Here is a 25,361-nt window from a genome sequence, read left to right on the forward strand (position 1 = left end):
TACACAGGGGATATACTTCAGTCCATAGAGGGACAAAATTCAGGATTTGCCCGATATTCCGATGGAGTCTGCCCAGTCCATTTCTTAAACAGCCGGTTGAAGTACTTGATGTCCTCATAGCCGATTTCATTGGCAATTTCGCTGATTTTGGCCGGTGTCTCCCGAAGCAGCACCATGGCCTTCCGCAGCTTCGCCTGGGTGACGAATTCAATATAATTTTGACCGGTTTCCTTCTTGAACATCTCGCTGAAATAGTTCGGATTCATGTGCACATGACGGGCGACCTGCTGGAGCGACAGGCTTTGGCCCAAATGCTCGTGAATGTAGGCGATCGCCCGTTGAACCGGCGTCGTTGCCGATACCATTTCGCCATACTGCTTCATGATCATCCCGAGATAACGGGTCAGCACGCTCTCCGGCGAAATCTTTAACTCCCCGAAACGGATGGGCTCCTCGGAAGCCAGCGGGGTGGAATGCCCGATAGAGGCCGCCGCGCGTTCAAGCCAGCGCTGGGCGTAGATGAGCAGGGAGTGCAGATATGCCTGCACCGATCCCGGGGTAGCCTCCGGATCGCTTGATATCCGCTCGATCAAACGCCCGATCCAGGCATACAGAGCCGGCTCCTGTCCCGAACGAAGCAGCGAAGCGAGCTCCGCCTCTTCGTCCTGCGTGCATACGGTTCGGATCCCTTTACGGCCCGAGATATCTTCATAGCGGATGCTCCGCTCATGTCCGAGCAGCCATCCATAGGAGGCGGCTTCTTCAGCCGAAGCCAAGGCAATATGCAGCTCCGAGGCCTCATGAACCGGCCGCCCGCTTGCGGCTAAGACCCGGCAGCCGTGCCGGGTCTCCCATGCCCGGACCGCAGCGATCACCGGGTCCGGGACGCCAGGCTCGGTTCTTGCGAGAACGAGCAGCGCGCCGTTCCATTCAATCCAGGCGCAGGGAAGCTCTTCGGCGAGCATGGAGCCGAGGGATGCACTGCTTTCGGCCGGCCGGGACGCTTCCCCCCCTTGCTCCATCGCTTGAATGGACAGCAGCCATATGAGAAGAGACTTGCCCGCTTCGATGCGAAGCCGGGGATACCGGTTCCACAATTCCGCGATGCTCGCTTCATCGGGCGAAGAGCCCGCTGCAAGCAGTCTTCGCAGAAAGCTGCGGTTCACGGCAGCCTCCTGCTCCATGCCCTTGGCATGATGCTGCCTGCGCGCTTCAATCCGCGCCCTCGCCTGATTGGCCGCCTCGATGATTTCGGCCGGCCTGCTCGTCTTGAGCAGATAATCGCTGACTCCCTCCCGCATCGCCTGCTGGGCATAAACGAACTCATCATAGCCGGAGATGATAATGATCTCGGTCTCGGGATAATGCTGCCGAACCTCATGAGCCAGATCGAGCCCGCTTGCGCCCGTCATCCGGATGTCGGTAAATATGATATCCGGCATCTCGAGCGGAATCCGCTGAAGGGACTCCTCCGCCGAAGCCGCGGGGGGAAGCACCGTATAGCCATGCTCCGCCCATTGAATCACCGTGCTTAGACCATTGCGAATGATCACTTCGTCATCAACGATCAGTACCTTCAAGGTTTATCATCCCCTTTGTCATTTCCTTCATGGCCGTTGTCCTCCACCGTATCCGGTATGGTAAACAGGACCCGGGTTCCGGCGCCTTCCGTGCTTTCGATCTCCAAGCCGGCATCCCGTCCGTAATGGAGAAGAAGCCGCTTATGCACATTGCGCAGTCCGTAGCTGCCGCGCCCGGCTTTCTCCCGGTCTTGCTGCTGCGGATGCTCCATCAATTGCTCCTGCAGCCATTTGAGGCGATCCGGGGACATCCCGATTCCGTCATCCTCCACCGTGAAGCGAATACCGCCAGGTACGAGCTCCCCGGATATCGTTATCGTCCCTTGGCCTTCCCGGCTCAAAATACCATGCAGCATGGAATTTTCCACGAGGGGCTGCAGCAGCAGCTTCAGCATCGTCCGGTTATACAAGCTCTCTTCCACGCGGACGTCAAACTCGAACTTGTCCGGATACCTGATCTTCTGAATATTCACATAATGTCGAACATGCGCGATTTCCTGCTGAATCGTGCAGTATTCCTGGCCGTTATTCAGGCTGAACCGCAAAAAGTCGCTGAGCGAGCCCACCATTTCGGCAATCTTTACATCCTGATTCATCAGCGCCAGCCAGTGAATGGAGGATAGCGTATTGTAAAGAAAATGCGGATTGATCTGCACCTGCAGCGCGTGCATGTCCGCCTCCTTCTTCAGCGATTCGCTCAGCTTGACTTCATCGGTCAGCTTCACGATCCGCGAGCTCAGCCGATTATAGCTGATAATCAGCTGACCGACCTCGTCCACTGTTTTGACCGGGAGGACCGGCAGCGGCTCCTCGGGACTGGAGTTCTTCAGAAACTTTGCGAGCACGGACAGCGGGTTCGTAATTTTCTGGATCAGAAACAGGACGAGCACGATCACGAACACGACGGCCACGGTGACCGCCACCGCCGTAAGCTTCAGGAAGTATTGGTTCTGCGAGCGGTACTCCTGCGACGGGATGATGCCGACGAGCTTCCAGTTCACGCTGGACATTTTTTTATATAGAATCGTCTTCTTGTCTTCGTCCTTGCCGTAATCCATGCTGCCGCTGTCCCCTTCAAATTCGCCGATGGAAGGATAGTAATCCGAAAGCGTCAGATTGGTCTCCATATCCGGCGGGCCGACGATGATTCTGTTCTGCTCGTCCAGAAGCAGCGCGAAGCCGCTCTTCTCCAGCACCGCCTGCCGGAATTGATTCGCGATGACCGCCTGATCGAGGTTGATCTGCAAATTGCCGATCGGCTTGTACTTATCCGTGCTGCGGATCGGCCTTGCCAGGGTGATCACCTTCCTGACCCCTTCAAAAGTCCACTGACGGTGGACGAAGGACCACCATTTCGGATGCTGCGCGTAATAATCCGGAATCTCCTCCGTAATGTCCTTGAACTCGGACCGCACCAGCGATTTGTGGGAGATCGGGTCCTTATTGCCGAGCGGCTCCACGATAATGTTGGCGATGTAGTCTTTGGAAAACGCCAGATTGGTCAAAAAGTTGATGACGGTCGTCTGCTGGACGTAATTGCTCTCGGACGACTTCAGATAGGACTGCACGCCGTTATGGCCGATCAAAAACAGCGACATGTTCTCAACATCCTTCACCATCGTATCGAGATACGCTTCAAGCTGGCGCAAGGTGTTCATGCCCGTGATTTTGGCCTTCTCCTCCGTCAGGCTTTCCGCCATGTAAAAGGAGAAAAAGCCGAGAAACAGCAACGGAACCATCGTCGTAATAATGATAAGCAGCGATAATTTATGCTTTAATGATTTCCCAAGCCATTGCTGCAATGTGTTCACCTCATTTATACCCTAGGGAATGGGTCCGTAAGGCTAGTTATCTTTGTATGCGGTTACTACAAAATTGGACAACGGTCGACATCCACCAAGTTTATAACCTATCTTAGAGGATTCTTAAGTCTCAAGTAAATGGTAATAAAGACTTAGGGGAGAAAATAAACGTTCCCTTCGGCGCTGCATCTATAATCGATCATAAACCGTTTCGCTTTGCAGAAATATGCAATATAAGCAAGCGCCGTTTACTCGCGAATTTCGTATGCTTTCATGTTTTTTTCGTGATGTTGATTCTGTTAGAGGAGGTGATGCACTGTGAGCATGGGTTTTTCCCCATTTGCCTTCTGGTCACTTATCGGATTAGTTGTTCAGGGGCTATTCGTAGTGCTTGGCCTTTATGCGCTGTTTCTTCTGATCAAGCTATTGATCCGGCTCATCACGGCGGTTGAGCTGTATATTGATGACAAGAAGAACCGTCGTTTTTAACAGAAACCAGACGGCGAATAACATGCAAGTACCTTTTGGAAGGCTTGCCTAAACCCAGGGAGCTCCCTGCCGCTGCTTGCCGCGCGCTTTTGCCGATTGCGAAGGGTACGGAGCTCCCTTAGGCGCGTACGTTTCTCTTCTCCCCCATGGCTTCCAGCTGCCATCCTCCCTTCAGCCGCTTGTTTCATGCATGCTATGGACTTGCCGCCTTTTCTGCCTCTTGGCCTTGTTTCGCCATTTCCGTGAATATGATAGATTAAATGGATACACGGATATTAATTCTCTTAGGAGACAATGCGAACATGAATTCATACCTGACTTTAGATGATATGCAGTGGCAGGAACTCATTCAGCGAACGACCCAGACCTTCAGCGACCTCACGATCAAGAGAGGCTTTCAATATTTCAAGCAAGGCCGCGTCCGCTCAAGCGAGATGTCTGACGCTTCCTCCGGGGTAATCGATGCCCTTGTCCAAGGCTCGGATGCGGAACCCTATCAGGTGCGGCTCCACGTCGATGCTCTGAGCGACAGTGCATGCTCATGCCCTGTTGAAGGGGCATGCAAGCATATGGCAGCCGTCCTGCTCGATTACGCCCAGCAGCAAGGGCGGTCTATTCATGCCCTCGTCAATGCGCATTCGATGGCCTGGGCTAGCGCGCCCCTCTCTTCCAGCTCCCCCCGGCTTAAGGCTGCAGCAGGGCAAGCTGCACCGGGCTCCCCGAAATGGAGGGACAAGGCGGAGCAGCTGCCCGCCCTGCCTGTAACGGCATGGCATGAGTTGTTCGATATTTGCACGGCTTCGCTCGGAACGAACACCCAAAATTCGTTTTACGCCAAAAACGCCCTGGCCTCTCTGCACCATATCAAGCCGCCTCTGCCTGCCGATTTAGAACCGTTGTACAGGCTGCATGCCCATCTCTTTGTACTGGAGAAGCTGGTAAAGCAGCCGGCGAACGCCTGGAATTCCTCCGGCTCCTATATCGGCTACCACACCCAAGTGGCAGCTGACCACATCCAGGACCAAATCGGGCGGATTTTTAAAGACGGTCTTGAAGACAATGAGCCGGGAGAGGCGTTTCGAGAGCGCCTGGACGAAACCAAGACGTATATCCGCAGGAGCATGCTCGCCGAGCCGAGGAATCGGAAGTTTTTTGCCAAGATCTATATGCAGCTGTGGATCTACTGGATCAGCCCGGTTTACGGGGACAATCAGCAGATCTATGCGGATGAGCTTAGGGAGCTGCAGGCGGCCGAAGGCGATTTCGGCGCATCGCTCTCCCGTGCGGCATGGTTGGCGTCGCAGAGCCTGATGCACTTCTATATGAGACAAGACGAGGCGGCCTGGGAGCTGCTCCGGGAAGCGGACAAGCTCAGCACCCTCTCTGCCGAATTCGTGCTGGGCTTCTTCCATATGCTGGACTCGGCTTCCGAGTGGGAACGGCTCGCCCGCTGGCTTCCGGAGATCGGCCCGCTGCTCGGCAGCCATCGCAGCGAACATCTCAGCCGTTACCAGGACTACTGGGATGCGGTGATCGAGCATGTTCCGGAAGCGGCGGAGCGCATGTGGAATTGCCTTGCCTCCCTGCTCCCATATTCCAAGCATATTTACCAGAATGCACTCATGACCCACGGACGCTGGCGGGAATGGATCGATTATCAGCTGAGCACGGGCAGAGAACCCCTCGAGCTCAGGGTAAGCGACCTTGCGCCTGTTGAGAAGCATGCGCCGGAGCTTCTGCTGCCGTTTTACCACCAGGCGGTCGAGCGCTATATTCTTCATAAGAACCGGGACGGCTACAAAGCTGCCGTCAAGCTGCTGAAGCGATTGGCCAAGCTGTACAAGAAGCTTAAGCAGCAGGAACGCTGGGAATTGTTCATCACTTCCCTGTCCGTCCGCAACAGCAGGCTGCGCGCATTTCAAGAAGAACTGCGGAGAGGAAATCTGATATCATGAGCAAATACACCGAAACCATCACGATTCATATGGCTATAAGCGAATACGGGGACGCGGTGATTTACGGCTCGACTCTGATGCAGGGCTATGTACCCGGAACGTATTTGAAGCATCGCTTATTTGCTTGGCATGAGGACTCCTTCTACGGCACGGAGCTCACGGTCCAATCCGTCTCCGGTATCGAGGTCGTCATACTGCCGGCTGAACAGGCCATTCCGTTCTTTGCGGACATGCAGCTGCTGGAACATATCGAATGGCTCTGGGACGAAGCCTGTATTCCCTTTATCGAATTGGCCCCTGCCCTTGCTGCATGCGCGAGGGACCGCCGCTTCGTTCCCGATTTCGATGCCTACAAGGCCGGAAGGCTCCAGTGGGTGTGGGATGAGCAGGCTTTGACGCATGAGGGACAGGAGAAGCTCGCTTTACTGTGCGCGGACGAAACATGGAATGAAGGACTGCACGCTTCCTTCTCGGCCTATGTTCACCGCCTATACTATGGAACGGAAGAAGCGGCAGCCGATCTGCGCAGAGAGTATCCCTTGCTCTTCACGCCGCACCGGGCGGCGTCAGCCGGCATGGACGCGGCAGCTTGGCTCATCTCCATCGGATGGCGTCCGGATACCGCTCCCTTCCGTCCGCTGCTTCAGCTGCTTGAGCCAGATGAAGAGGAGACGAATTGGCGTCTTGCGCTTGTGCTGCAGGACAAGCAGGACGCGGCGGCCCTTACCGGCGTAAGGCTGACGGAAGACGGAACGGCGTACGGTGCTTGGCCGGACACTTGGAATGCTCATATCGCCGAGCGCTCTCCCGGCTGGCTCCGAAGCTTGAGAGCGGCACTGCCGAACCGCTTCTTTTACGACCATGGAGACCAGGTGCTCGGCAAGCCCCTCTCCGACGAGGCCGCCTGGCAGTTTCTGACGGCCGACAGTCCGCGGCTGCTGGAAGCCGGCTGGCAGGTGCTGCTTCCCGCCTGGTGGGAAGCAGCGCGCCGGAAGAAGCCGAAGCTGCGGGCCAAGGTGCGCGCAGGCGAAGGCGAGACCGCCGGAGGAAGCAGCGGCGGCTCCTTATTCGGCCTGGATTCGCTGGTCAATTTCGATTGGCGCATCGCGATCGGGGAATCCACGCTGACCGAGGCCGAATTCGCCGACCTGGTCGCCCGGAACGAACGGCTCGTCCGGTTCCGCGGGGAATGGATTCCGCTCGATCCGGCCCTCGTCGCGCAGATCCGTCAGATGATGGCGGGCATGAACCGGGAAGAAGGACTGTCCTTCCAGGACATTCTTCAGCTGCATTTGCTGGGCAGCAGCGAGGAAGCAGAGACGTCCGAAGCTGCCGAGGCGTCTTCCTCCGATGCGGATCGGGTGAAGCTCGAGGTGGAGCTTAACGAGCATTTCGTGAAGCTGATCGGTCGGCTCGGCCGGCAGGAAGAGTGGCCGGAGCTGCCCGTGCCGCACGACCTTAAGGCCGAGCTTCGAACCTACCAGCGGGACGGCTTTGCATGGCTTGCTTATCTGCGGCATTACGGCCTCGGAGCCTGCCTTGCCGATGACATGGGCCTTGGTAAAACCGTGCAGTTCATCGCTTACCTGCTGCATGTGAAGGACACGGTGCGGCAGCGCGGCGAAGAGCCGCTTCCATCGCTGCTGATCTGCCCGACCTCGGTTCTGGGCAACTGGCAGAAGGAGCTGGAGCGCTTCGCCCCATCGCTGCGGGTCATGCTTCATTACGGAGGCAAGCGAAGCGGCGGCGAAGCATTTTATCGGATGGCCTATGATGCCGACATCGTGCTGACCTCCTATGCGACCGCCACGCTGGACCAGGAGCTGTTAAGGGACGTCAAGTGGGAGTCCATCGGCATCGATGAGGCCCAGAACATTAAGAATGCCGATACCAAGCAATCTGCCGCAGTCCGAAGCTTTCCCGCAAGGCACCGCGTCGCTTTGACCGGTACGCCGATCGAGAATCGCCTCTCGGAGCTGTGGTCGATCTACGATTTCATCAATCCGGGATATCTCGGCAGTCTCCGCGGATTTACCGTGCGGTTCATTCAACCGATCGAGAAGGACAAGAACGAGCAGCGCACGGCGGAGCTGCAGAAGCTGATCAAGCCGTTCATGCTCCGGCGCAAGAAGAAGGATCCGGCCATCCAGCTCGACTTGCCGGAGAAGAACGAGATGAAGACCTATATTCATCTGACCGCCGAGCAGGGCGCCCTGTACGATCAGACGGTAAGCGGTCTGCTGGAGCGGATGCAGAAGCTCGAGGGCATCGAGCGAAAAGGCGCGATCTTGGCCGCCTTGACGCAGTTCAAGCAGCTTTGCGATCATCCTGCTCTGCTGACGAAAGAGCCGCTTCCCGAATTGCCGGGAACGGGCGGGCTTCTCGACACCGATGCGATCGTGAGCAGGTCTGCCAAGCTGGAGCGGCTGCTGTCCATGGTGAAGGAGCTCCGGGAAGAAGACGAGCGCTGCCTGATCTTCACCCAATATATCGGCATGGGCGAGATGATGCGCCAGGTACTGGAGCAAGAGCTTGGCGAGCCGGTGCTGTACCTGAACGGCAGCACGACCAAGCGGGCCCGGGACAGCATGATTGAGCGGTTCCAATCCCGGTCGCTGCCGCTGGAAGAACAGCCGAATGTGATGATTCTGTCGATTAAGGCGGGCGGCGTCGGTCTCAACCTGACCGCCGCGAACCACGTATTCCACTTCGATCGCTGGTGGAACCCGGCTGTTGAGAATCAGGCAACGGACCGTGCCTACCGAATGGGCCAGACCAAGGATGTCCAGGTGTACAAGTTCATCTCCATGGGAACGCTTGAGGAACGGATCGATGAGATGCTGGAGAGCAAGCAGATGCTCAGCGATCAGGTCATCTCAAGCAGCGAAGGCTGGATTACCGAGCTCTCCACCGATGAATTGAAAGAGCTGTTCACGCTGCGGCGCGACTGGGTGTAGGCGAGCAGGAAGCCCTGTACTCTAGGTATAGGCAAAGTGAATGGATAGCCGAGGCATCGCACCACGGAATCTGTACCGTTGGTTCCGTCGGAGCCAAACAAGCGAAAACCCACCGCATAGGTTGGGGGCCTTCGGTGGGACAGGCGATCAGAAGATCGGATATATCATTGTAAGCAGCAGTGGGGTCAGGCAACGTCTGAACCGGCTGCTGCTCTTTGATTTGGGAGACATTGTTGCGAATTTTCTCTACTGAGGAGTATCTTAATTGATTTTTTCAATACTCTTAACGAATCTAATGGGTGGAAATGATTCTAGTTGGTCAAATCCAGAAGTGATTTTTACTTTTTGTCCTACTTCAATTGATTCGTAAGTCTCTTTTTCAACCAAATAGTACGAAGCTTCCGGTTGGTCTTGTGCTAATTTCACAAAATACTCAAGATTACCTTTTTTCAAATCTTCCTCACTAATATTTTGAAGAACAAAAAGTTTGTACAGGTCATTTTGATCTGTTTTATATACTACAGTACCTTCGTAAACTGGATACTCTTCACTCTCATCCTTGTTTGAACAGCCGGCTAATATAAAGATACTAATTAAAATAAACAGAATTATTTTTTTCATAATAAACCTCCTCACAGATGTGAAATAAAATTTAGAGCCTTGCTGGGCACTGTCTTAATGGTGATGGATCGATAATAAGACAGTGGAGTAATAATGTAGGTACTGACCATGTGAGTTACTTTCAGTCCCGCGGTTTCGACATTGGATTAATCAATGTAACTAATTCAGGTAGAAAGATATCAAACTATATATTTGCTAATGCTGTGACTTACTATGATGCGAAATATACCAACTCAGGTTCTTTCTTAATGAATCAGTATGTGTGAAAGGCAGGAATTACGACTAATTATACTTGTGGACAGGTACAGGAAACGAGTACAAGTTATGAAGATGAAGTAACAGGAGTTACAGTAAGGACGTTGTAAAAATATATGCAACTGGTAATACCACAGATTATTCTAAACCCGGTGACAGCGGCGCAACTACTTGGGCTGGAGAAGTATTATTAGGCGTTCATAGTGGTGGTGGAGATACTAGTACACTCTCTTGGGGATATGCTGCAAAAACAAGTAAGGTAGCTGAATATTTTGGAACAGACTTTACAATTTATAAGTCATCAAACCCACTTTAAAAGTAATTAACGCTAATGAAAAACGAGGCGCGATAAATACATGCACTTCGTTTTTTATGAAAAAAGTCTTGATAAGTTGGCCGCCTTCGGTAGGTTTTCCTGCTAGATATCAAGTTTAACTGCGACGCCGTGGTGTTAGCACAGCCTTTGTTCCTTAGAGCCTTCACCGTTCGCTGCGGTGAGGGCTCTTTTTATAGTTTCCAAATAACTGAAACTTTTTGAGTTACACTGAAAACGGATCCTCAACTCCCCATCTCCTCCATCAGCTGCCGCAGCTTCGCTTCCGTATTCGTGTCCGGTGCAGGCGTGTAGATGCTGCAGCGCAGGTCGGCATTCCCGTACACCTTCAGCGAGGTGAGCTCGTACACCATTTTTCCGGCCTTCGCATGCCTGAATTCCAGATGCACCTCCGGCGCGTAGCTGACCTGGCTCTCCTCCCACATCCGGGTAAAATCCGGATTCTTCCGTTTCATTTCTTCCAGAAATCGGTCATACCATTCATCTCCGACATATTGTCCGTAGTAGGACCGGAACATCGCCAGATAACCGCTGGCGAACTGCTCCCAGTTCACGGCCAGCCGCCGGAATTCGCGGCGCGTGAACAGCAGGCGGATCATGTTCCGCTCCTCCGGCGGAATCCGTTCGAAGTCCAGGAATACAATGGCTGCGGCCCGGTTCCACCCGACGATGTTGCACATCCGATCGGAGATCACGACAGGGCACAGCTTGAGCTCCGTCATGATCTTCTGCAGCGAAGGACTGATCTGAACGGATTCCTGCTGAGCCGGGTACATTTCCCCGCCCCCCTCGAATGCCAGGGAGTACAAATACCGCCGCTCATCCGCATTCAGCTGCAGCGCATTCGCAACGCAATCCAGCACGGACGAGGACACCTGAATGTCCCGTCCCTGCTCCAGCCATGTATACCAGGTGGTGCTGACGCCGGCCAGCTGCGCCACTTCTTCCCGGCGCAATCCCGGCGTTCTTCTGCGCGTACCCGGCGGCAAGCCGACGGATTCCGGCGATATTTTCGCACGCTGGCCTTTCAGGAACGCCGATAGAGCCTGCAGCCTGACTTGGGAATTCATACCTATCCCCCCTTACTCCCCGCTATCCAGCTCAGGATAGCAGTAATTATACTAGGATAAACACTATCTTGTAATAGGATACAACTAGTGCCATTATAGCCTTAAGCAAGACAAGATATAAAGTCTTAGAGGAGGCTGACATCTTATGGAAAGAGTCGTAATTACGGGCATGGGCGTCATTTCGCCGCTCGGCAATGACACCGAAACCTTCTGGTCGAGATTGTCCCGGGGAGAGTCCGGCATATCGCCTATCGATACATTTGATACCTTAAAGCATAAAGTGAAAATAGCAGGCACCGTCAAAGGATTTGATCCAAACGAGCGATTCGGCGCGAAGGAAGCCCGCCGTATGGACCGCTTCTGCCAGTTCGCCTTGGCAGCGGCCGATCAGGCCGTGTCCAGCTCCGGGCTGGACCTGACCCAGGTCAACCGGGAGCGCATGGGCGTCTACGTCGGCTCCGGCATCGGCGGCATCCAGACGCTCATGAATCAAAGCGAAACATTGGCCACGCGAGGGCCGGAGCGAATAAGTCCTACGCTCGTGCCGATGATGATCCCCAACATGGCTGCCGCCATGATCAGCATTCGGTACGGGACGCTAGGGCCGACGCTCGCTCCGGTGACCGCCTGCTCGATCGGGAACACCGCCATCGGCGAGGCCTTTTATCACATCCAGGCTGGCCGCTCGGATGTCATCATTGCAGGTGGTACGGAAGCGGCTCTGACCGGCATATCCGTCGCCAGCTTCGCGAACGCAACCGCCCTCTCTACCCGGGAAGGCGATCCCGCCCGCGCCAGCCGTCCGTTCGACGCGGATCGCGACGGCTTCGTCATGGCGGAGGGCGCCGGCATCCTGATCCTGGAGTCGCTTACGCATGCCAAGCGCAGAGGCGCTCCCATCCTTGGCGAAGTGATCGGCTACGGCGCCAGCTCGGATGCCTATCATATGGTTGCAACCCCTGCGGATGGCGAGGGAGCTGCCCGGGCGATGAGGGCTGCGCTTGCCGAAGCACGGCTTTCGCCGGCCGATATCGATGTCATCAGCGCCCATGCCACGAGCACGGCCATCGGCGACCGTTCGGAAACGGCCGCCATTAAGCAGGTATTCGGGGAGCATGCGTACCGCATTCCGGTCACGGCCAACAAATCAATGACCGGCCATATGCTTGGCGCCTCGGGCGGCATCGAAGCGATCGCGCTCGTCAAATCACTACAAGAGGGCGTCATTCCGCCAACCATCAATCTGGAAACACCCGACCCCGAGTGCGATCTCGATTATGTACCGAACCGGGCCAGACGCTCCGATGGTCTGCGGATCGGCATCTCCAATTCGTTCGGCTTCGGCGGGCATAATTCCGCAATTATTATCCAAAAATATGAAAGTAAATAGAAATTAGCGTTAGGACCCCGGTGAAGCTGGGGTCTTTTGCTTGTTGCGCGGCTTTCTCTGCCTGCTAAATCGTGGACGGTCGCAGCAGACCAAAAATTTTTTTAAGCTAATCAAACTTTTCAAACCACTCGCACGTCTTGCTTCCGTAAGGCAATTGCAATTGATGGTTACCCGCGCGGGCCCAAAGGAGTGTCTGATTACATGAGAGGCGGCCGGAAGCTGGAGAAGCTTCTAATCCAATGCATCACCGAAAACCAGGAAAGGGCGTACCGACTGGCTTACAGCTATGTCCGCAACAAAGAGGATGCCCTCGACATCGTACAGGACGCCATCCACAAAGCGTTCATGTCTATGGAAAACCTAAAGCATACGGGTTCATTAAAAAGCTGGTTTTTCCGGATCGTTGTGACAACATCCCTGGATTTCATACGAAAACAGAAAAAAGTCCAAATCATGGACGATGAAAAACTGGAGGTCGTGCTGCCAAGCAGCCAAGACCATTATCCGAATCTGGACCTGGCAAGATCACTGGATGAACTGCCGGACAAATACCGGATCGTGATTATCCTCCGATTTTTTGAAGATATGAAGATCGAAGAAATTGCTGAAGTGCTCCATGAGAATCTCAGTACCGTGAAAACAAGGCTCTATCAAGGACTGCAGAAGCTGCGATTGAACATGAGCGAGGAAGACCAAGAGGAGGAGCGACGATAATGCATGACAAGCTGAATAGGATGAAGCAGGAGTATGAGTCCATTCCTATTCCCGATGAATTAAACGAGATGGTGAACAGAACGATCGCCTCCCGGCGAAAAAAAATAAAGGCCATGCCCTGGCTCGCCAGCGCCGCGGCTGCATGCATCCTGCTGTTTGCCGGTGTAAACGCCAGCCCGGCCTTCGCCCAGGCGCTGTCTGAAGTGCCGGTGCTCGGGAAGATCGTCAAGGTGATCACCATCCGGGAATATGCCGAGCAGAACGAAAACACCGATGTGCACCTTAAAACGCCCGGCATTGCCGGCACCGGCGATCCTGAGCTGGAACAGTCCCTAAATACCAAGTATTTGGAGGAAAACATGAAGCTGTACGATGACTTCAAGGATGAAGTGGCTCAGCTGGAAAAAGGCGGGGGCGGGCATCTCGGGCTGGAAAGCGGCTATGAAGTCGTCACCGATACGGATCGGCTGCTGACCCTCTCCCGTTATGTTGTTGAATCGGCCGGATCATCCGCCGAATCCCGCAAATACGATACGATCGATAAAATCAATCACATCGTCATTACGCTGCCGAGCCTCTTCAGCGACGACCGCTATATCCAAGCGATCAGCGACAATATTAAAGAGCAAATGCGTCAGCAGATGAAGGACGACCCTAACAAGGTCTACTGGGTTCAACAACCGGGCACCGAGCCGGATATGCCGGAAGAGGAAATGTTCCGCAGCATCGCGAAGGATCAGAACTTCTACATTAATCAGGACGGCAAGCTGGTCATCAGCTTCGATGAATATGACGTAGCGCCCGGCTACATGGGCGTTGTGGAATTCACGATTCCGACGGAGGCGATCCAGGACTTGCTCGTCAGCAACGAGTATATCAAATAACAAATAAGAAGCTGTTTTGTACCGCGCAATAGCTCCACAGCCGACCGTGTGGCGTCACAAGTCGAAGGTCGGTCAACAACATGAATTGCACCACGCAAGGGGGGCGCAAATCGCCTCGAGCGATTCACGGTGGACATAGTCCTATGTGTATCAACTACTTTACGACTAGATCTTTTTTTAATAACCAGGAGGTAATGACGATGAAAACGATGCAGCATACAACAAAATGGACCAAAACCTTGGCCGCCGCCGGCTTGGCAGGCATTCTGATGGTGTCTGCTTCCGGGCTTCCTTCCGCTCATGTCCATGCACAGGCCCAGGCCACTTCCGGCAACGGACAGATCACGGCTCCCGCGCTTGCCGCGCCGCTGGTTACCAGCAAGACGCTCCAATCCACCGAGAAATGGCTCGAGGCCGATATCACCATTCCCGTATTCCAAGGGCTCGCCGACACCAAATATCAGGATCAGCTGAACGATATCATTGAATCCCATGCCTTCAAGGATCTCGCAAAATGGGAACAGGAGGCCGCGGCATCCGCAGCTCTGGCCCAAAAGAACGGCTACGCCATGCATCCCTACCAGCTGCTGATTCAATATGAGCTGACATCAGACGGCTCGGACAACGGTCTGGTCTCCCTGAAAATCACGACGGAGGGGACCGGCATGAACAATCCGGATACCCGTATCGATACGTACAACTTCACGAATGAGGCCGAAGCGAAGCGCGTAACGCTTGCAGACCTGTTCGGCAGTAAGTACCCATCCATTTTGGATGCGCATATTAAATCCGCGATCGCTGCAGACCAAGAGCGCTATTTTGAAGGGGAGGACGGCTTTCAGGGTGTAGATCCCGAGCAGAGCTTTTACGTGAAGGGCGGCAAAGCGTACATCGTGTTCCAAGAATACAGCATCGCCCCGGGATCGACCGGCACGCCCGAATTTGCCGTGAAGCTTCCGGACCGTGAGGGCGACGTGCACGGAGCTGTCCAATCGATCATTCCTTCCGGCAAGCATTACATCGGCAAAGACGGCAAGATCATGGTGCCGTTGGCAAGCGCCCTGCGCCAGCTGCAGTTCGACGTTGCTTGGAATGGCAAACGCAAAGCCGCCGATATTTCCAAAGGAGCCCTATGGAGCTCCATCAGCTTGAACAAAGACAGCTACTTTCTTGGAAAAAAAGCTCCCCGCAAGCTCGGTGCGGCACCGGAGATGAGAAACGGACACGTATACGTGCCGCTTGAGTTCCTGTCCGACATTCTGAATTTGAAGGTCAGCCAAGATAAGCACGGTCAGATCACAATCTCCCTCGCAGGAAAATAAAAAACGCGCTTTAGACCTTCAACACGCCCTCATATTACATTACATCAAGAGACCGCCCGCATTCATTTGCGCCAGGCGGTCTTTTTTCACGCCCAAAACGCCTATTAAACTTCTTATTCCTTCGAGGAAACGGCGATGTTTAAGGCACCTTCCGAACCGTCATCATTATAAACATACAAATGGTAATTTTTGAATATCGTATGTACCAGAAGACTAAGGATATCACGTTGGTCCAATATCCCTTAAATCATTCAGACAAGGACATTACCATGCGCTATATTTGAATGGATCAAGATATTATGGATGGCGCAATGTTCCGTTTTGGTTTGTAAAGCTAAATAGGATTAAAGAAATGGGTAAAAAGAACTTAATTTAACTGTATCAAAATGGTAATTCTCATGGACAATATAGCCAATATATGTTTTATTTACAATATGAATAACTCATATTGTTGAAAATGGGGCATGTAAATGGCTACTCTATTTATATATAGAATGTCGGATCAGTTAGACTTATTTCTGTTTGATGAGAATGGGAATTTATCGATCCCTAGATTAACTGAAACTATGGAACAAAGAATATCGCCGAACCACAATGGGTTAATAAGTGGTGAAGGGTTCACAAACATAACAACTTTTGTTTACGATGGGGTGCATTGTTTAGAATGTTTTTGTACAACAGAAAGTAGCCTTGGTTATTATTATCAAGCGAGGGTTGACCAGGGGAATGTCACGGCAGAAAGAGTCCAACATTCATATTACAGTAAATCTAATGTGAAGTTGACATCGGAAGGCAACCTTATTATTAAGTTCGACTGGACATCTGAAGAAAAGGCAAAATCACGTGTCAAAGAAATGATTGAATCTATAGGGATAGAGCTAGACTCTTTTAGAATAACTGATGGAATGTTGAGATATATTCAAGGCCAATATCATTGGACATCTGCAAAAATCGACAAAATCCTTAAAGATGGAGACAAAACAAAAAAAGTATCCTATACAATCGATCCATCTGATACAAATTCAAGATCACTTGTTGATGAGGAGTACAGGGATCATGGTAACATGTGCCACTTGGCTTTTGAAATGCCGTTTCCTTATTCGTATAAGCATAGAGATACACCTTCTTTAATAAACGTTAAGTTATATAGAGAAGGGGGCCATCGAATAGTGATTAATGAAGATGAGTTTGGAAACAATGAAGATCTAAATATCTTTCAGTTATATTTAACAAACGAATTACTTAGAATTAAAAATGAGTCCGACGGGATGTGAAGACATGAAGTTCACTTTATTCTCAGTGGATACAAATAATGACTTCAGAAAAACAAAAAATTTAATTAAATTTTTGTCTGATGATGAGATAAGTGTATTTCATTTTACTGAAATCGATGATCATTTAACTCACGTGGTATTCAATCTTAAAGATGAATACTTATTCGGGACAAAATTATCAGGCAACCATATGAACATGCCTGTAAATCAATATATTAATGCTTTTTACGATGACATAAGCAATTTAGTTTTTTTAGAATTAATAAACGAAAAGTACATTGATGTGATTCTAAAATTTTTAGAAAAAGAAGAAATAAAGATCAGCAGTTACCAATTGACAAACAAAGTCATTATTAGTGTATTAGAAAAACTCAATGGTTTTATAAAAAAAATAGAGTTATACAATGACGATGAAGAGGAATTTGTTTATGAATCTGTAAAAAGGGAGTTTATACTCGATCAGATTAAAGGTGAAAATTTAATAATATCCTATCTGCTAATGCTTTGTGATTCCAATTTCATATCTTTGACAAGTACCGGAGTCGTCTCGGTTAACAACAATGATATAAATACACTAACTAAATTTGTAGGGGCCTTTTCTTAATGTATAGACTAATAAATGTTGTAGCTGTTATTACGGCTGCCGTTCTTGGGGCGATACTGGGAGGAGAATATGAGAATCCTCTTCATCTATTGGGACTTTGTACAATCATTGCATATGCAGTAGTTGTGGATAACTTAATCAGAGAACATGAGAAGAAGAATGCTGACTTGGAGTCGAAGGAAAAAGATATAGATAGTAAGAATGTGCAACTCGCAGAAACCAAACAGCAACTTAGTGACACTTCATTAAAACTATCCCAAATCTTGTTGCAATCAAATCAAAGCGGTGAAAATCGTATGTATTTAGCGGTTTTTCCATCAACATCAGGGATAATATCTTGTTCTTCCCCAATTGAAATTCATGTTGTTCTAAATACTCCTTATGATATTCAACCGGCACCTGATATAAAACTAATTACTAAAGAACGTTGGAAAAGCATAAAAGCTGATGGGAATATTGTTCTGCCGTCAAGGTATGCAAATCAATTTGAATATACAGTCTCCAGTTCGCGTACTAGAAGTTTACAAAACCATCTGAACAAATATTTTGTTTATAAGTTAGAAATAGAATTTCATAAGGCCGGAGTGTTTGAATTCATAATAGAAGCGAAATCCCACGATTTTATTTCTACGATTAGTAATAATATTGAAGTTGCTTAAAAACCTACTGTTAATCAGTAGGTTTTTATTTTGACAATTAATAAGGAAGTGTATCACAAAAAAACAATCACCACAGGCGGCGCTGATATCGTTTCGGCATTCACTTCCGCCTCCGGCCTAGGTGTTATGAAGCCTTGTCCTATAAACGTTTGTGGTCCGGCCAAAGTCATTACAACAAGGACAGCCATGATTTGTCGAACCGGTATCATACGACACATCCTCCTTCCGCATTAGGATTAACTGGAGCTTCCCTACGTCCTCTTCATATACTCCCGGTAGCCCCACAGGGCTTCCTCCAGTTGGCCTTCCCCTTCCAGCAGCACCATGACCGCATAAGAGATCATGTCGATCCATTCCTCGATTGTTTCCTCTTGGTCGGGCGTCAAGAGCCCATTCCGCCGCAGCATCCCCTCCGGATATACCGCCCAGGCCCTTGCCAGCTGGCAAATGCTCCAGAAGCAAGCGATGATCTCCCGATCCAGCGCCGGTTTGCCAAGATCATCGGCCAGCACCTCAATGATCTGCATCAGCTCATGAAAATTCTCCTCCACAAGCTCGCCGTTAAACGGGCGCAGCATGCCTAGAAACCCGCGCTGCATCTTCGGGTGCTCGAGGTCGTCATGCGCGAACGCGTGACATTTCAGAAGGAATACGGCATGCTCTCGATCCATTTCGTTTCACCCCATGTCGTTGAGTACAAAGGTATGAAGAACCTTCTATTCGATGAACTATTTAAAAGCCTCTATTCCTCAAATACGAGCTTGCCGAACCGGGATGGAATATGGTAATTCACCTCTCCCGTCGGGCTCCACGCCTGAAATTCCTGCAAGCCCTGAGGATCCTCGTCAATACGGTAAAAGTTAACCTTCCAGCTCTCGCCTGCACGGGGCGGAATCCCGAAATTGACGGCCGGGATCGCGATGTCGTATATCCTGTGCCCCTCATCATCCTGCGTTACGGTCGTTTCAAGTCCGGCCAAATCCCACTTCACATCCATGGCGGTAATCGACTTCATGCCGTCGTTCTGGATCCGGGCGTCAAAAACAACATTATGCGGGCTGACCTCAAGCTCGATATATTCGCGCCCCGCTCCCGTCTCATCAATGAACAGCTCAACCACATCCTGCTCGTACAGCGGTTCATCCCTGTGCTGATATCGGGATACAACATGAGTGTCTTGGCAGATAAACCGGACATGGAACCAGTCCGGGCTCCAGCAGGCCTGAACGCTTGTCCGCTCCTTCACGGGCTTCCCCGTTACGGTATCGGTCAGCTCCACCGCTTCATAGCGCTCCCAATCAATTGCAGCGCCGCCCTCTCCTGATCCACTGTAAACCGCGCGCTTGCATGAATAAATCGGTATCGATGCCATCCTTCATCTCTCCTGTCCACATGAGCATTTAGCTTTATGATAATGGATCCAGATTCTGTTAACCATTCCTTGGTTAGAATAATGATAAGAAAATTCGAAAAATCCCAGCTTTTACTCTGCGTCCCTATAGTGAAAAAAGGCGCATGCTGTGCTACAATAATGAAATTGTAAACTTCTAGGGAGGGTTATGGATTCGCCATGCTCATTATAGGTATCGCCGGCGGCACCGGCTCGGGCAAAACTACGGTTGCCCGCTCAGTCATCGACCGACTCGGCTCAGATAAAGTGACGTTCATTTCTCAGGATAATTATTACAAGGACCACCCGGAGCTCAGCTTCGAAGAGCGTGAAGCGATCAATTACGATCATCCGTTTGCCTTCGATAACGATCTGCTCATCGAGCATCTGGGCATCCTCAAGCAGGGCTTGCCGGCACAGGCGCCCGTGTATGACTTTACCAAGCATGCCCGCTTCAAGGATCAAACCGTGGAGCTTAAGCCCAACAACATTGTCATCATCGAGGGACTGCATGTGCTGTCCGATGAGAACCTTCGCAAGCTGCTGCACATTAAAGTATTCGTGGACACCGATCCCGATGTGCGCCTCCTCCGCCGGGTCGTCCGGGATATCGAAGACCGCGGCCGGACGATTCAGTCCATCCATAATCAATACCTGTCGACCGTAAAACCGATGCACGAAGCGTTTATCGAGCCTTCGAAAAAATACGCCGACCTGATTATTCCGGAAGGCGGACAGAATGAAGTCGGCATCCAGCTGCTATCCACCCTGACGGAAAAATATTTGACCGGCGACCGTTCGCTGTCCGGCGAGTAGAAGCCCTTAAAACGCATAAATTACCGCCTCTTTGCATAACAACAACGCCCGCATTTCCTATATTAGGAAAGCGGGCGTTGTTATAACTGGAACACTATCGGTGGGTCATTGAGCTTATAGCGAATCGCCGGATATCTATCGCCTAAACAACCGCTCTTTACCAGCCGGCGTCGGCAATGACCAGCACATCCATATGCCTGGCCCGTCTCAGCAATTGCTTCGCGAACCGCATTTGGGAAGCGCCGGGGAACCCATTGCCCGGCGGCTGGGCAATAATAAGCTGGGTTGCCTTCACTTCATCAGCCGCCGCGATTAGAATCGCAGGTAAGTCGTATACTCGCTTCCCTAGCAGCTCCAGTGGACGAAAAATCCCCCCAAGCCGCTCCGTCATCGCCTGTATTGGATCCCTTGCCGGCATGGACGGCTTGCAGTCTTCAGCTCTATCCGGCAGCGGCGTTACATACCAGGCCGCCTTCAGCCGGTAGGCGATTCGAAAGCCGCGGCGAATGATTCGCTCCGACTCGGGGCCGCTGCCGACGAGAACATAGATCACTTCCTCCCGTCGCCACGGTCCCCGCAGCGAGGCGCTTCGCTCAAGGGATTCCAGCCGCTCATCCACGTCGTCGGCGATTTCCCTTAGCGCCAGTTCCCGCAGCGCAATCAGGTTTCCGGTCTTGAAGAAGAAGCCGAGCGCTTGCTGAATGTTCTCGGGCGCATAGATTTTGCCCTCCCGCATCCTCTGCTGCAGGGTCTCGGGGGTGACGTCGATCAGTTGAACCTCGTCGGCCAACTGCAGAATGCGGTCAGGCACGGTTTCCCTGACGCGGACGCCGGTAACCTGCTGGACCGTATCGTTCAGGCTCTCCAGATGCTGCACATTTACGGTCGTGATGACGGAAATTCCGGCAGACAAGATATCAAGCACATCCTCATACCGCTTTTTGTTCCGGCTGCCGGGCACATTCGTATGAGCCAGCTCGTCGATCAGCACGACATCGGGCTTTCGCCGCAAGATCTCATCGGTATCCATCTCTTTCAATTGCGTCCCGCGGTATCGCTTCGTCTTCCGCGGCATTACCTCCAGCTCGCCAACTTGAGATTGCGTGTCGGCGCGGCCGTGGGTCTCGAGGAGACCGACGATCACGTCCAGACCTTTTCGGCGCAGGTCGCCGCCTTCCCGCAGCATCGCATACGTTTTCCCGACGCCGGGGGCCGCGCCGATATACATCTTGAACCGCCCCCGCTTTGCCTGCTCGATCCGCTCATCGAGCTCGGTCCCGCTAAGCCGCTGAAACGCCCCTGCCCTCGGCGGATTCGGCTGAATCCGGGCGGGAATGATACGCTCTCCATTATGGGCTGTCCGATCGGCCACCACGAATAGATCCACCCCGCGCATTTGCCGAAGCAGGTCATGAAGGATCGAGCCCTGCCACAGCTCTTGGCTTCGGGTCTGCTTCGAATGTCCCAGCACGATCCGGGTGACATGCCGATCCACCGCATACGTTAGGAGCGCTCCTGCGAGTTTGCGCCGGGAGCGCAGCGGAAGCTCCTCCAGGGTCGCTCCGATTCGCTCCGCCAGCTTCTGAAGGGAACTTCTGAAGGCGGCTTGTTCCTTCCCGGGCGTCGATCCGGGCTTCACGAACGTGGCGACGAGCAGCTCGCCGTTCAGCCGCTTGGCAATCTGCTGGCCGCGACGCATATAGATGGATCCGTTCCAATGATACTGCGCGGCGACCAGGATCCGCTCGGCGGCGCCGGAAGGGCCGGTCAGCCCACGTTCCCTCCGATGCCGCTCCAGCGAGCTGTTAACACCCTCCGCTACCAGCCGAAGGGTAAGCTCTCTAAGCACGGCCAGATTGCCCCGCTCCCAAGCACCGCCGCCGACAAGCAGACCGCTTTGCACCCGCTCCAGCATCGTCTCGGGCGTAACATCGATCAGCACCACTTCGTCTGCGGACTCCAGCGTATCCGCAGGCAGTGAATAACCAGCCTTGACGCCCGTCAATCTGCTCGCGATATCGCCTACGTCCTTCAGCTCGTAAGCATTAATCGTCGTAATGACGCTGATGCCATGGCCAAGAAGAAAGCGGATATCCTCGAGCCGGGTCTCGAACCTGGCTCCCTGGCGGTTCCGGTGCGCCAGACCGTCTACAAGCAGCACCTCCGGATTCCGCTGCAGCAGCCGCTCCAGATCCAGGTCCTTACGCTCATTCCCGCTTTCGAACCAATGGATGCTGGGCACCCGCTCCAAATCCCGGGCCTGCTCCACCGTATCAGGCCTCTGCATCGTTGATACGGCGGAGATGACAACATCAATCCCTTGCCGTTTCAGGCTCTGGCCTTCGCGGAGCATGTGATAGGTTTTGCCGGACCCGCTTACGGCTCCGATATAGACCTTGAGACGTCCTTGCCTCAGCTTTAAGATCGATCGCAGGATTTCCTCCGGCGATTTTCTTCGGTACGGCTCAGTCATGTTCCAAAAGCTCTTGCAGCGCCAGATTCAGCTTGAGCACATGGACACGAGGCTCGCCAAACACGCCGAAATCCCGCCCTTCCGTGTGCTCCTTCACCAGTCGTTTCAGCTCCGCTTCGGCAATCCCCGTCCGCTCGCTGACGCGCGGAATTTGAACTTCAGCCGATTTCGGCGTGATATGAGGGTCTAGTCCCGAGCCCGAGTTCGTGACGAGATCGATCGGAAGCTCTCGGGCGGGAACGCCCGGGTTGTTCTTCTTCCACGCCTCGATCTCAGCCTTGGTCCGCTCCAGCATTTCCGGGTTTGACGGGGCATAGTTGTTGCTGCCGGATCCCGCCCCGTCATATTCAATGCTGGATAACCTGCCGTGGAAATATTTCGGATCCGTGAAGCTCTGACCGATCAATTCCGAGCCCACCACATTGCCGCTTCGATCCTCGATCAAGCTGCCATTGGCCTGCTTCGGCATCAGCAGCTGCGCGGCGCCTGTCGTTACGAGCGGGTACAATAAGCCGCACAGGACAAGAAATACAAGGCTCGTTCTCACCGCAATCCCGACCGGAACGCGGGTCGCCTCGGTTTGAGCGGAAACACGTCCAGAGGCTTTTTGCACAGGATGATTCATCATGGTTCTTCGTTCCCTTCTGATTAGGTTCATCGCGATATTGTGACCGGCGGGCAAACTCTTACATCCCTTGATTGGACCGCCAAGATAATCACCTTAAATCCATAGATGGACAATCATATCAATCAGCTTGATGCCGACGAACGGGACGATAACCCCGCCCAATCCGTAAACCAGCACATTGCGCTGCAGCAGCTTGGATGAGCTCATCGGCTTGTAGGACACGCCCTTCATCGCAAGCGGAATCAGCACTGGTATGATGATCGCATTGAAGATCAGCGCCGATAAAATCGCCGACATCGGGGAGCCGAGCCCCATAACATTAAGTGCGCCCATGCTTGGAATAGCCGCTGTGAACATGGCCGGAATAATTGCGAAATATTTGGCCACGTCATTGGCCACGCTGAACGTGGTCAAGGCACCGCGCGTCATCAGCAGCTGCTTGCCAATGGCAACCACCTCGATGATTTTCGACGGATCGGAATCGAGATCCACCATGTTGGCCGCTTCTTTCGCGGCAACCGTGCCGCTGTTCATCGCGAGGCCGACATCGGCCTGCGCCAGCGCCGGAGCGTCGTTCGTCCCGTCGCCGGTCATGGCAACCAGCTTGCCCTCCGCCTGCTCCCGGCGAATGACCGCAATTTTATCCTCCGGTTTGCTCTCCGCAATGAATTCGTCGACGCCCGCCTCGCGGGCGATCGTCGCTGCGGTCAAGGGATTGTCGCCGGTGCACATAATCGTCTTGATGCCCATCCGGCGCAGCTGCTCGAACCGCTCCTTCATGCCCGGCTTCACCGTATCCTTCAGGTAGATCAAGCCGTAGAGCCGGTCGTCGACGGCAACCGCCAGCGGCGTGCCGCCCTCGGTGGCGATAGCATCGCTGCTTGGGATCAGATCTGCGGGGATTTCTCCTCCTTGTGCCTGCACCCAAGCTTTCACCGCGTCCACCGCTCCCTTGCGAACCTTCCGGCCATCCTTCAGATTCATGCCGCTCATCCGCGTCTCGGCCTTGAATTCAATACATTCGGCGCTGGACGCCAACCCTGCATCGAAGGCGTGTCCTTCCCTCTTCATCAGCTCCAGCACGGAACGGCCCTCGGGCGTCTCATCCAGCAGGGAGCTGACGGCCGCCCACTGGGCAACGGAAGCCAGCGGTTCGCCGCCCACCGGAATGAACCGGCTGGCCATCCGGTTCCCGAACGTGATCGTCCCTGTCTTATCGAGAATCATCGTGTTGATATCTCCGGCCGCCTCCACCGCCTTCCCCGACATCGCCAGCACATTGAACCGGGTGATCCGGTCCATCCCCGCAATGCCGATCGCCGACAGCAGACCGCCGATCGTCGTCGGAATGAGGCAGACAAGCAGCGAGATGAGCACCGGAACCGACAGCTCGATGCCGAGGTACTTCGCAATCGGCGCCAGTGTCACTACTACGATCAGGAAGATGAGCGTCAGCACCGTCAGAAGCGTGTTAAGCGCAATTTCGTTAGGCGTCTTCTGTCGGGAGGCTCCTTCAACAAGTGAGATCATCCGGTCCAGAAACGATTCTCCCGGATCGCTCGTAATCCGAATTTTAATCGTATCGCTAACCACGCGGGTGCCCCCGGTAACCGAGCTGAAGTCGCCGCCGGCCTCTTTGATCACCGGCGCAGATTCGCCGGTGATGGCCGATTCGTCGACGGATGCCAATCCCGCGATAACCTCGCCGTCGCCAGGTATCATTTCGCCTTGGGACACGATGACGATATCCCCTTTTCGCAGCTCGGTCGACGGAACCGCCGTAACGCCGCCTCCTTCCGTTACTTTATTGGCCGTCATCTCCTTCTTGGACTGCTTCAAGGAATCGGCCTGCGCTTTGCCGCGCCCTTCCGCCATCGCCTCCGCGAAATTCGCGAACAGCAGCGTAAAGAGCAGGATCAGGAACACGGTCAGATTGAAGCCGATGCTGCTCTCCGTCCCAAAATAGGACGGAAACAGCGTCATCAGCAGCACCACGATCGTTCCGGCCTCCACCACGAACATGACCGGATTTTTCAGCATCAAGACAGGATTCAGCTTCACAACGCTGTCCTTCAGCGCCTGAACGACCATCGCTTTGGTCATTAAACGTTGTTTGGGATTGTTCATTTGTCTTAATTCACCTC

Annotated in this window: 21 protein-coding genes; 11 read left to right on the plus strand and 10 right to left on the minus strand. The window is 53.0% G+C overall.

Annotated elements, in window-relative coordinates; all coding sequences use genetic code 11:
- Positions 1-17: 17 nt before the first annotated feature.
- Positions 18-1,580 carry a response regulator transcription factor gene (locus BBD41_RS12470; RefSeq protein ID WP_099477776.1) on the minus strand — a complete coding sequence of 521 codons (1,563 nt, stop codon included), beginning with the start codon at positions 1,578-1,580 and terminating at the stop codon, positions 18-20.
- Positions 1,577-3,382 carry a sensor histidine kinase gene (locus tag BBD41_RS12475; RefSeq protein ID WP_077570225.1) on the minus strand — a complete coding sequence of 602 codons (1,806 nt, stop codon included), beginning with the start codon at positions 3,380-3,382 and terminating at the stop codon, positions 1,577-1,579. Before BBD41_RS12475 ends, BBD41_RS12470 begins: the two co-directional genes overlap by 4 nt.
- 318 nt (positions 3,383-3,700) lie before the next feature.
- Between BBD41_RS12475 and BBD41_RS29795 the strand changes: the two genes are divergently transcribed.
- The 3 genes from BBD41_RS29795 (at position 3,701) to BBD41_RS12485 (ending at position 8,783) form a co-directional block, all read left to right on the plus strand.
- Positions 3,701-3,871, plus strand: coding sequence for a hypothetical protein (locus tag BBD41_RS29795; protein WP_157929295.1), 171 nt, complete (start codon positions 3,701-3,703; stop codon positions 3,869-3,871).
- A 302-nt stretch (positions 3,872-4,173) separates the two neighbouring features.
- Positions 4,174-5,826: an SWIM zinc finger family protein gene (locus BBD41_RS12480; protein ID WP_099477777.1), complete on the plus strand. Its 1,653-nt coding sequence runs from the start codon at positions 4,174-4,176 to the stop codon at positions 5,824-5,826.
- Positions 5,823-8,783, plus strand: coding sequence for a DEAD/DEAH box helicase (locus BBD41_RS12485; protein WP_099477778.1), 2,961 nt, complete (start codon positions 5,823-5,825; stop codon positions 8,781-8,783). The genes BBD41_RS12480 and BBD41_RS12485 overlap by 4 nt, the downstream gene beginning before the upstream one ends.
- A gap of 261 nt (positions 8,784-9,044) precedes the next feature.
- On the opposite strand, the gene BBD41_RS12490 is transcribed toward BBD41_RS12485, so the two are convergent.
- On the minus strand, positions 9,045-9,404 hold the full coding sequence (locus BBD41_RS12490) for a DUF3221 domain-containing protein (protein WP_077570231.1): 360 nt from the start codon (positions 9,402-9,404) through the stop codon (positions 9,045-9,047).
- Positions 9,405-10,217: 813 nt separating this feature from the next.
- On the minus strand, positions 10,218-11,063 hold the full coding sequence (locus tag BBD41_RS12495; RefSeq protein ID WP_099477779.1) for a helix-turn-helix transcriptional regulator: 846 nt from the start codon (positions 11,061-11,063) through the stop codon (positions 10,218-10,220).
- 145 nt (positions 11,064-11,208) lie between these two features.
- Between BBD41_RS12495 and fabF the strand changes: the two genes are divergently transcribed.
- The 7 genes from fabF to BBD41_RS12535 all read left to right on the plus strand — a co-directional run bounded on the left by fabF (position 11,209) and on the right by BBD41_RS12535 (position 17,910).
- Complete coding sequence (fabF, locus tag BBD41_RS12500) at positions 11,209-12,453, plus strand: beta-ketoacyl-ACP synthase II (protein WP_099477780.1); 1,245 nt, start codon at positions 11,209-11,211, stop codon at positions 12,451-12,453.
- A 201-nt stretch (positions 12,454-12,654) separates the two neighbouring features.
- Positions 12,655-13,167 carry an RNA polymerase sigma factor SigV gene (locus tag BBD41_RS12505; RefSeq protein WP_099477781.1) on the plus strand — a complete coding sequence of 171 codons (513 nt, stop codon included), beginning with the start codon at positions 12,655-12,657 and terminating at the stop codon, positions 13,165-13,167.
- On the plus strand, positions 13,167-14,051 hold the full coding sequence (rsiV, locus tag BBD41_RS12510; protein ID WP_099477782.1) for an anti-sigma-V factor RsiV: 885 nt from the start codon (positions 13,167-13,169) through the stop codon (positions 14,049-14,051). Before BBD41_RS12505 ends, rsiV begins: the two co-directional genes overlap by 1 nt.
- Positions 14,052-14,251: 200 nt before the next feature.
- A complete protein-coding gene (locus tag BBD41_RS12515) occupies positions 14,252-15,373 on the plus strand; it encodes a stalk domain-containing protein (RefSeq protein WP_099477783.1) in 1,122 nt (373 codons plus the stop codon).
- A 470-nt stretch (positions 15,374-15,843) separates the two neighbouring features.
- Positions 15,844-16,647 carry a hypothetical protein gene (locus BBD41_RS12525; RefSeq protein ID WP_099477784.1) on the plus strand — a complete coding sequence of 268 codons (804 nt, stop codon included), beginning with the start codon at positions 15,844-15,846 and terminating at the stop codon, positions 16,645-16,647.
- Between the two features lie 4 nt (positions 16,648-16,651).
- A complete protein-coding gene (locus BBD41_RS12530) occupies positions 16,652-17,251 on the plus strand; it encodes a hypothetical protein (protein ID WP_099477785.1) in 600 nt (199 codons plus the stop codon).
- Positions 17,251-17,910: a hypothetical protein gene (locus tag BBD41_RS12535; RefSeq protein ID WP_099477786.1), complete on the plus strand. Its 660-nt coding sequence runs from the start codon at positions 17,251-17,253 to the stop codon at positions 17,908-17,910. Before BBD41_RS12530 ends, BBD41_RS12535 begins: the two co-directional genes overlap by 1 nt.
- Positions 17,911-17,963: 53 nt before the next feature.
- Here the strand turns inward: BBD41_RS12535 and BBD41_RS29800 are convergent, their stop codons facing one another.
- From BBD41_RS29800 to BBD41_RS12545, 3 genes are all read right to left on the minus strand, one after another.
- Positions 17,964-18,119, minus strand: coding sequence for a hypothetical protein (locus BBD41_RS29800; RefSeq protein ID WP_157929296.1), 156 nt, complete (start codon positions 18,117-18,119; stop codon positions 17,964-17,966).
- A gap of 42 nt (positions 18,120-18,161) precedes the next feature.
- The gene (locus BBD41_RS12540; RefSeq protein ID WP_077570245.1) at positions 18,162-18,581 is read right to left on the minus strand and encodes a hypothetical protein; all 420 of its coding nucleotides are present in this window, start codon (positions 18,579-18,581) and stop codon (positions 18,162-18,164) included.
- Between the two features lie 71 nt (positions 18,582-18,652).
- On the minus strand, positions 18,653-19,282 hold the full coding sequence (locus tag BBD41_RS12545) for a carbohydrate-binding family 9-like protein (protein WP_077570247.1): 630 nt from the start codon (positions 19,280-19,282) through the stop codon (positions 18,653-18,655).
- A 198-nt stretch (positions 19,283-19,480) separates the two neighbouring features.
- Between BBD41_RS12545 and udk the strand changes: the two genes are divergently transcribed.
- Positions 19,481-20,116, plus strand: coding sequence for a uridine kinase (udk, locus tag BBD41_RS12550; RefSeq protein WP_007130673.1), 636 nt, complete (start codon positions 19,481-19,483; stop codon positions 20,114-20,116).
- Between the two features lie 157 nt (positions 20,117-20,273).
- Here udk and BBD41_RS12555 read toward each other — a convergent pair whose 3' ends face one another.
- From BBD41_RS12555 to kdpB, 3 genes are all read right to left on the minus strand, one after another.
- Complete coding sequence (locus BBD41_RS12555; protein ID WP_099477787.1) at positions 20,274-22,589, minus strand: histidine kinase; 2,316 nt, start codon at positions 22,587-22,589, stop codon at positions 20,274-20,276.
- Positions 22,582-23,214: a potassium-transporting ATPase subunit KdpC gene (gene kdpC, locus BBD41_RS12560; protein WP_206098322.1), complete on the minus strand. Its 633-nt coding sequence runs from the start codon at positions 23,212-23,214 to the stop codon at positions 22,582-22,584. Before kdpC ends, BBD41_RS12555 begins: the two co-directional genes overlap by 8 nt.
- Positions 23,215-23,310: 96 nt before the next feature.
- A complete protein-coding gene (gene kdpB / locus BBD41_RS12565; protein WP_099477788.1) occupies positions 23,311-25,344 on the minus strand; it encodes a potassium-transporting ATPase subunit KdpB in 2,034 nt (677 codons plus the stop codon).
- Between the last annotated feature and the right edge of the window lie 17 nt (positions 25,345-25,361).

The sequence above is a fragment of the Paenibacillus ihbetae genome, assembly GCF_002741055.1.
GTDB lineage: Bacteria > Bacillota > Bacilli > Paenibacillales > Paenibacillaceae > Paenibacillus_AQ > Paenibacillus_AQ ihbetae.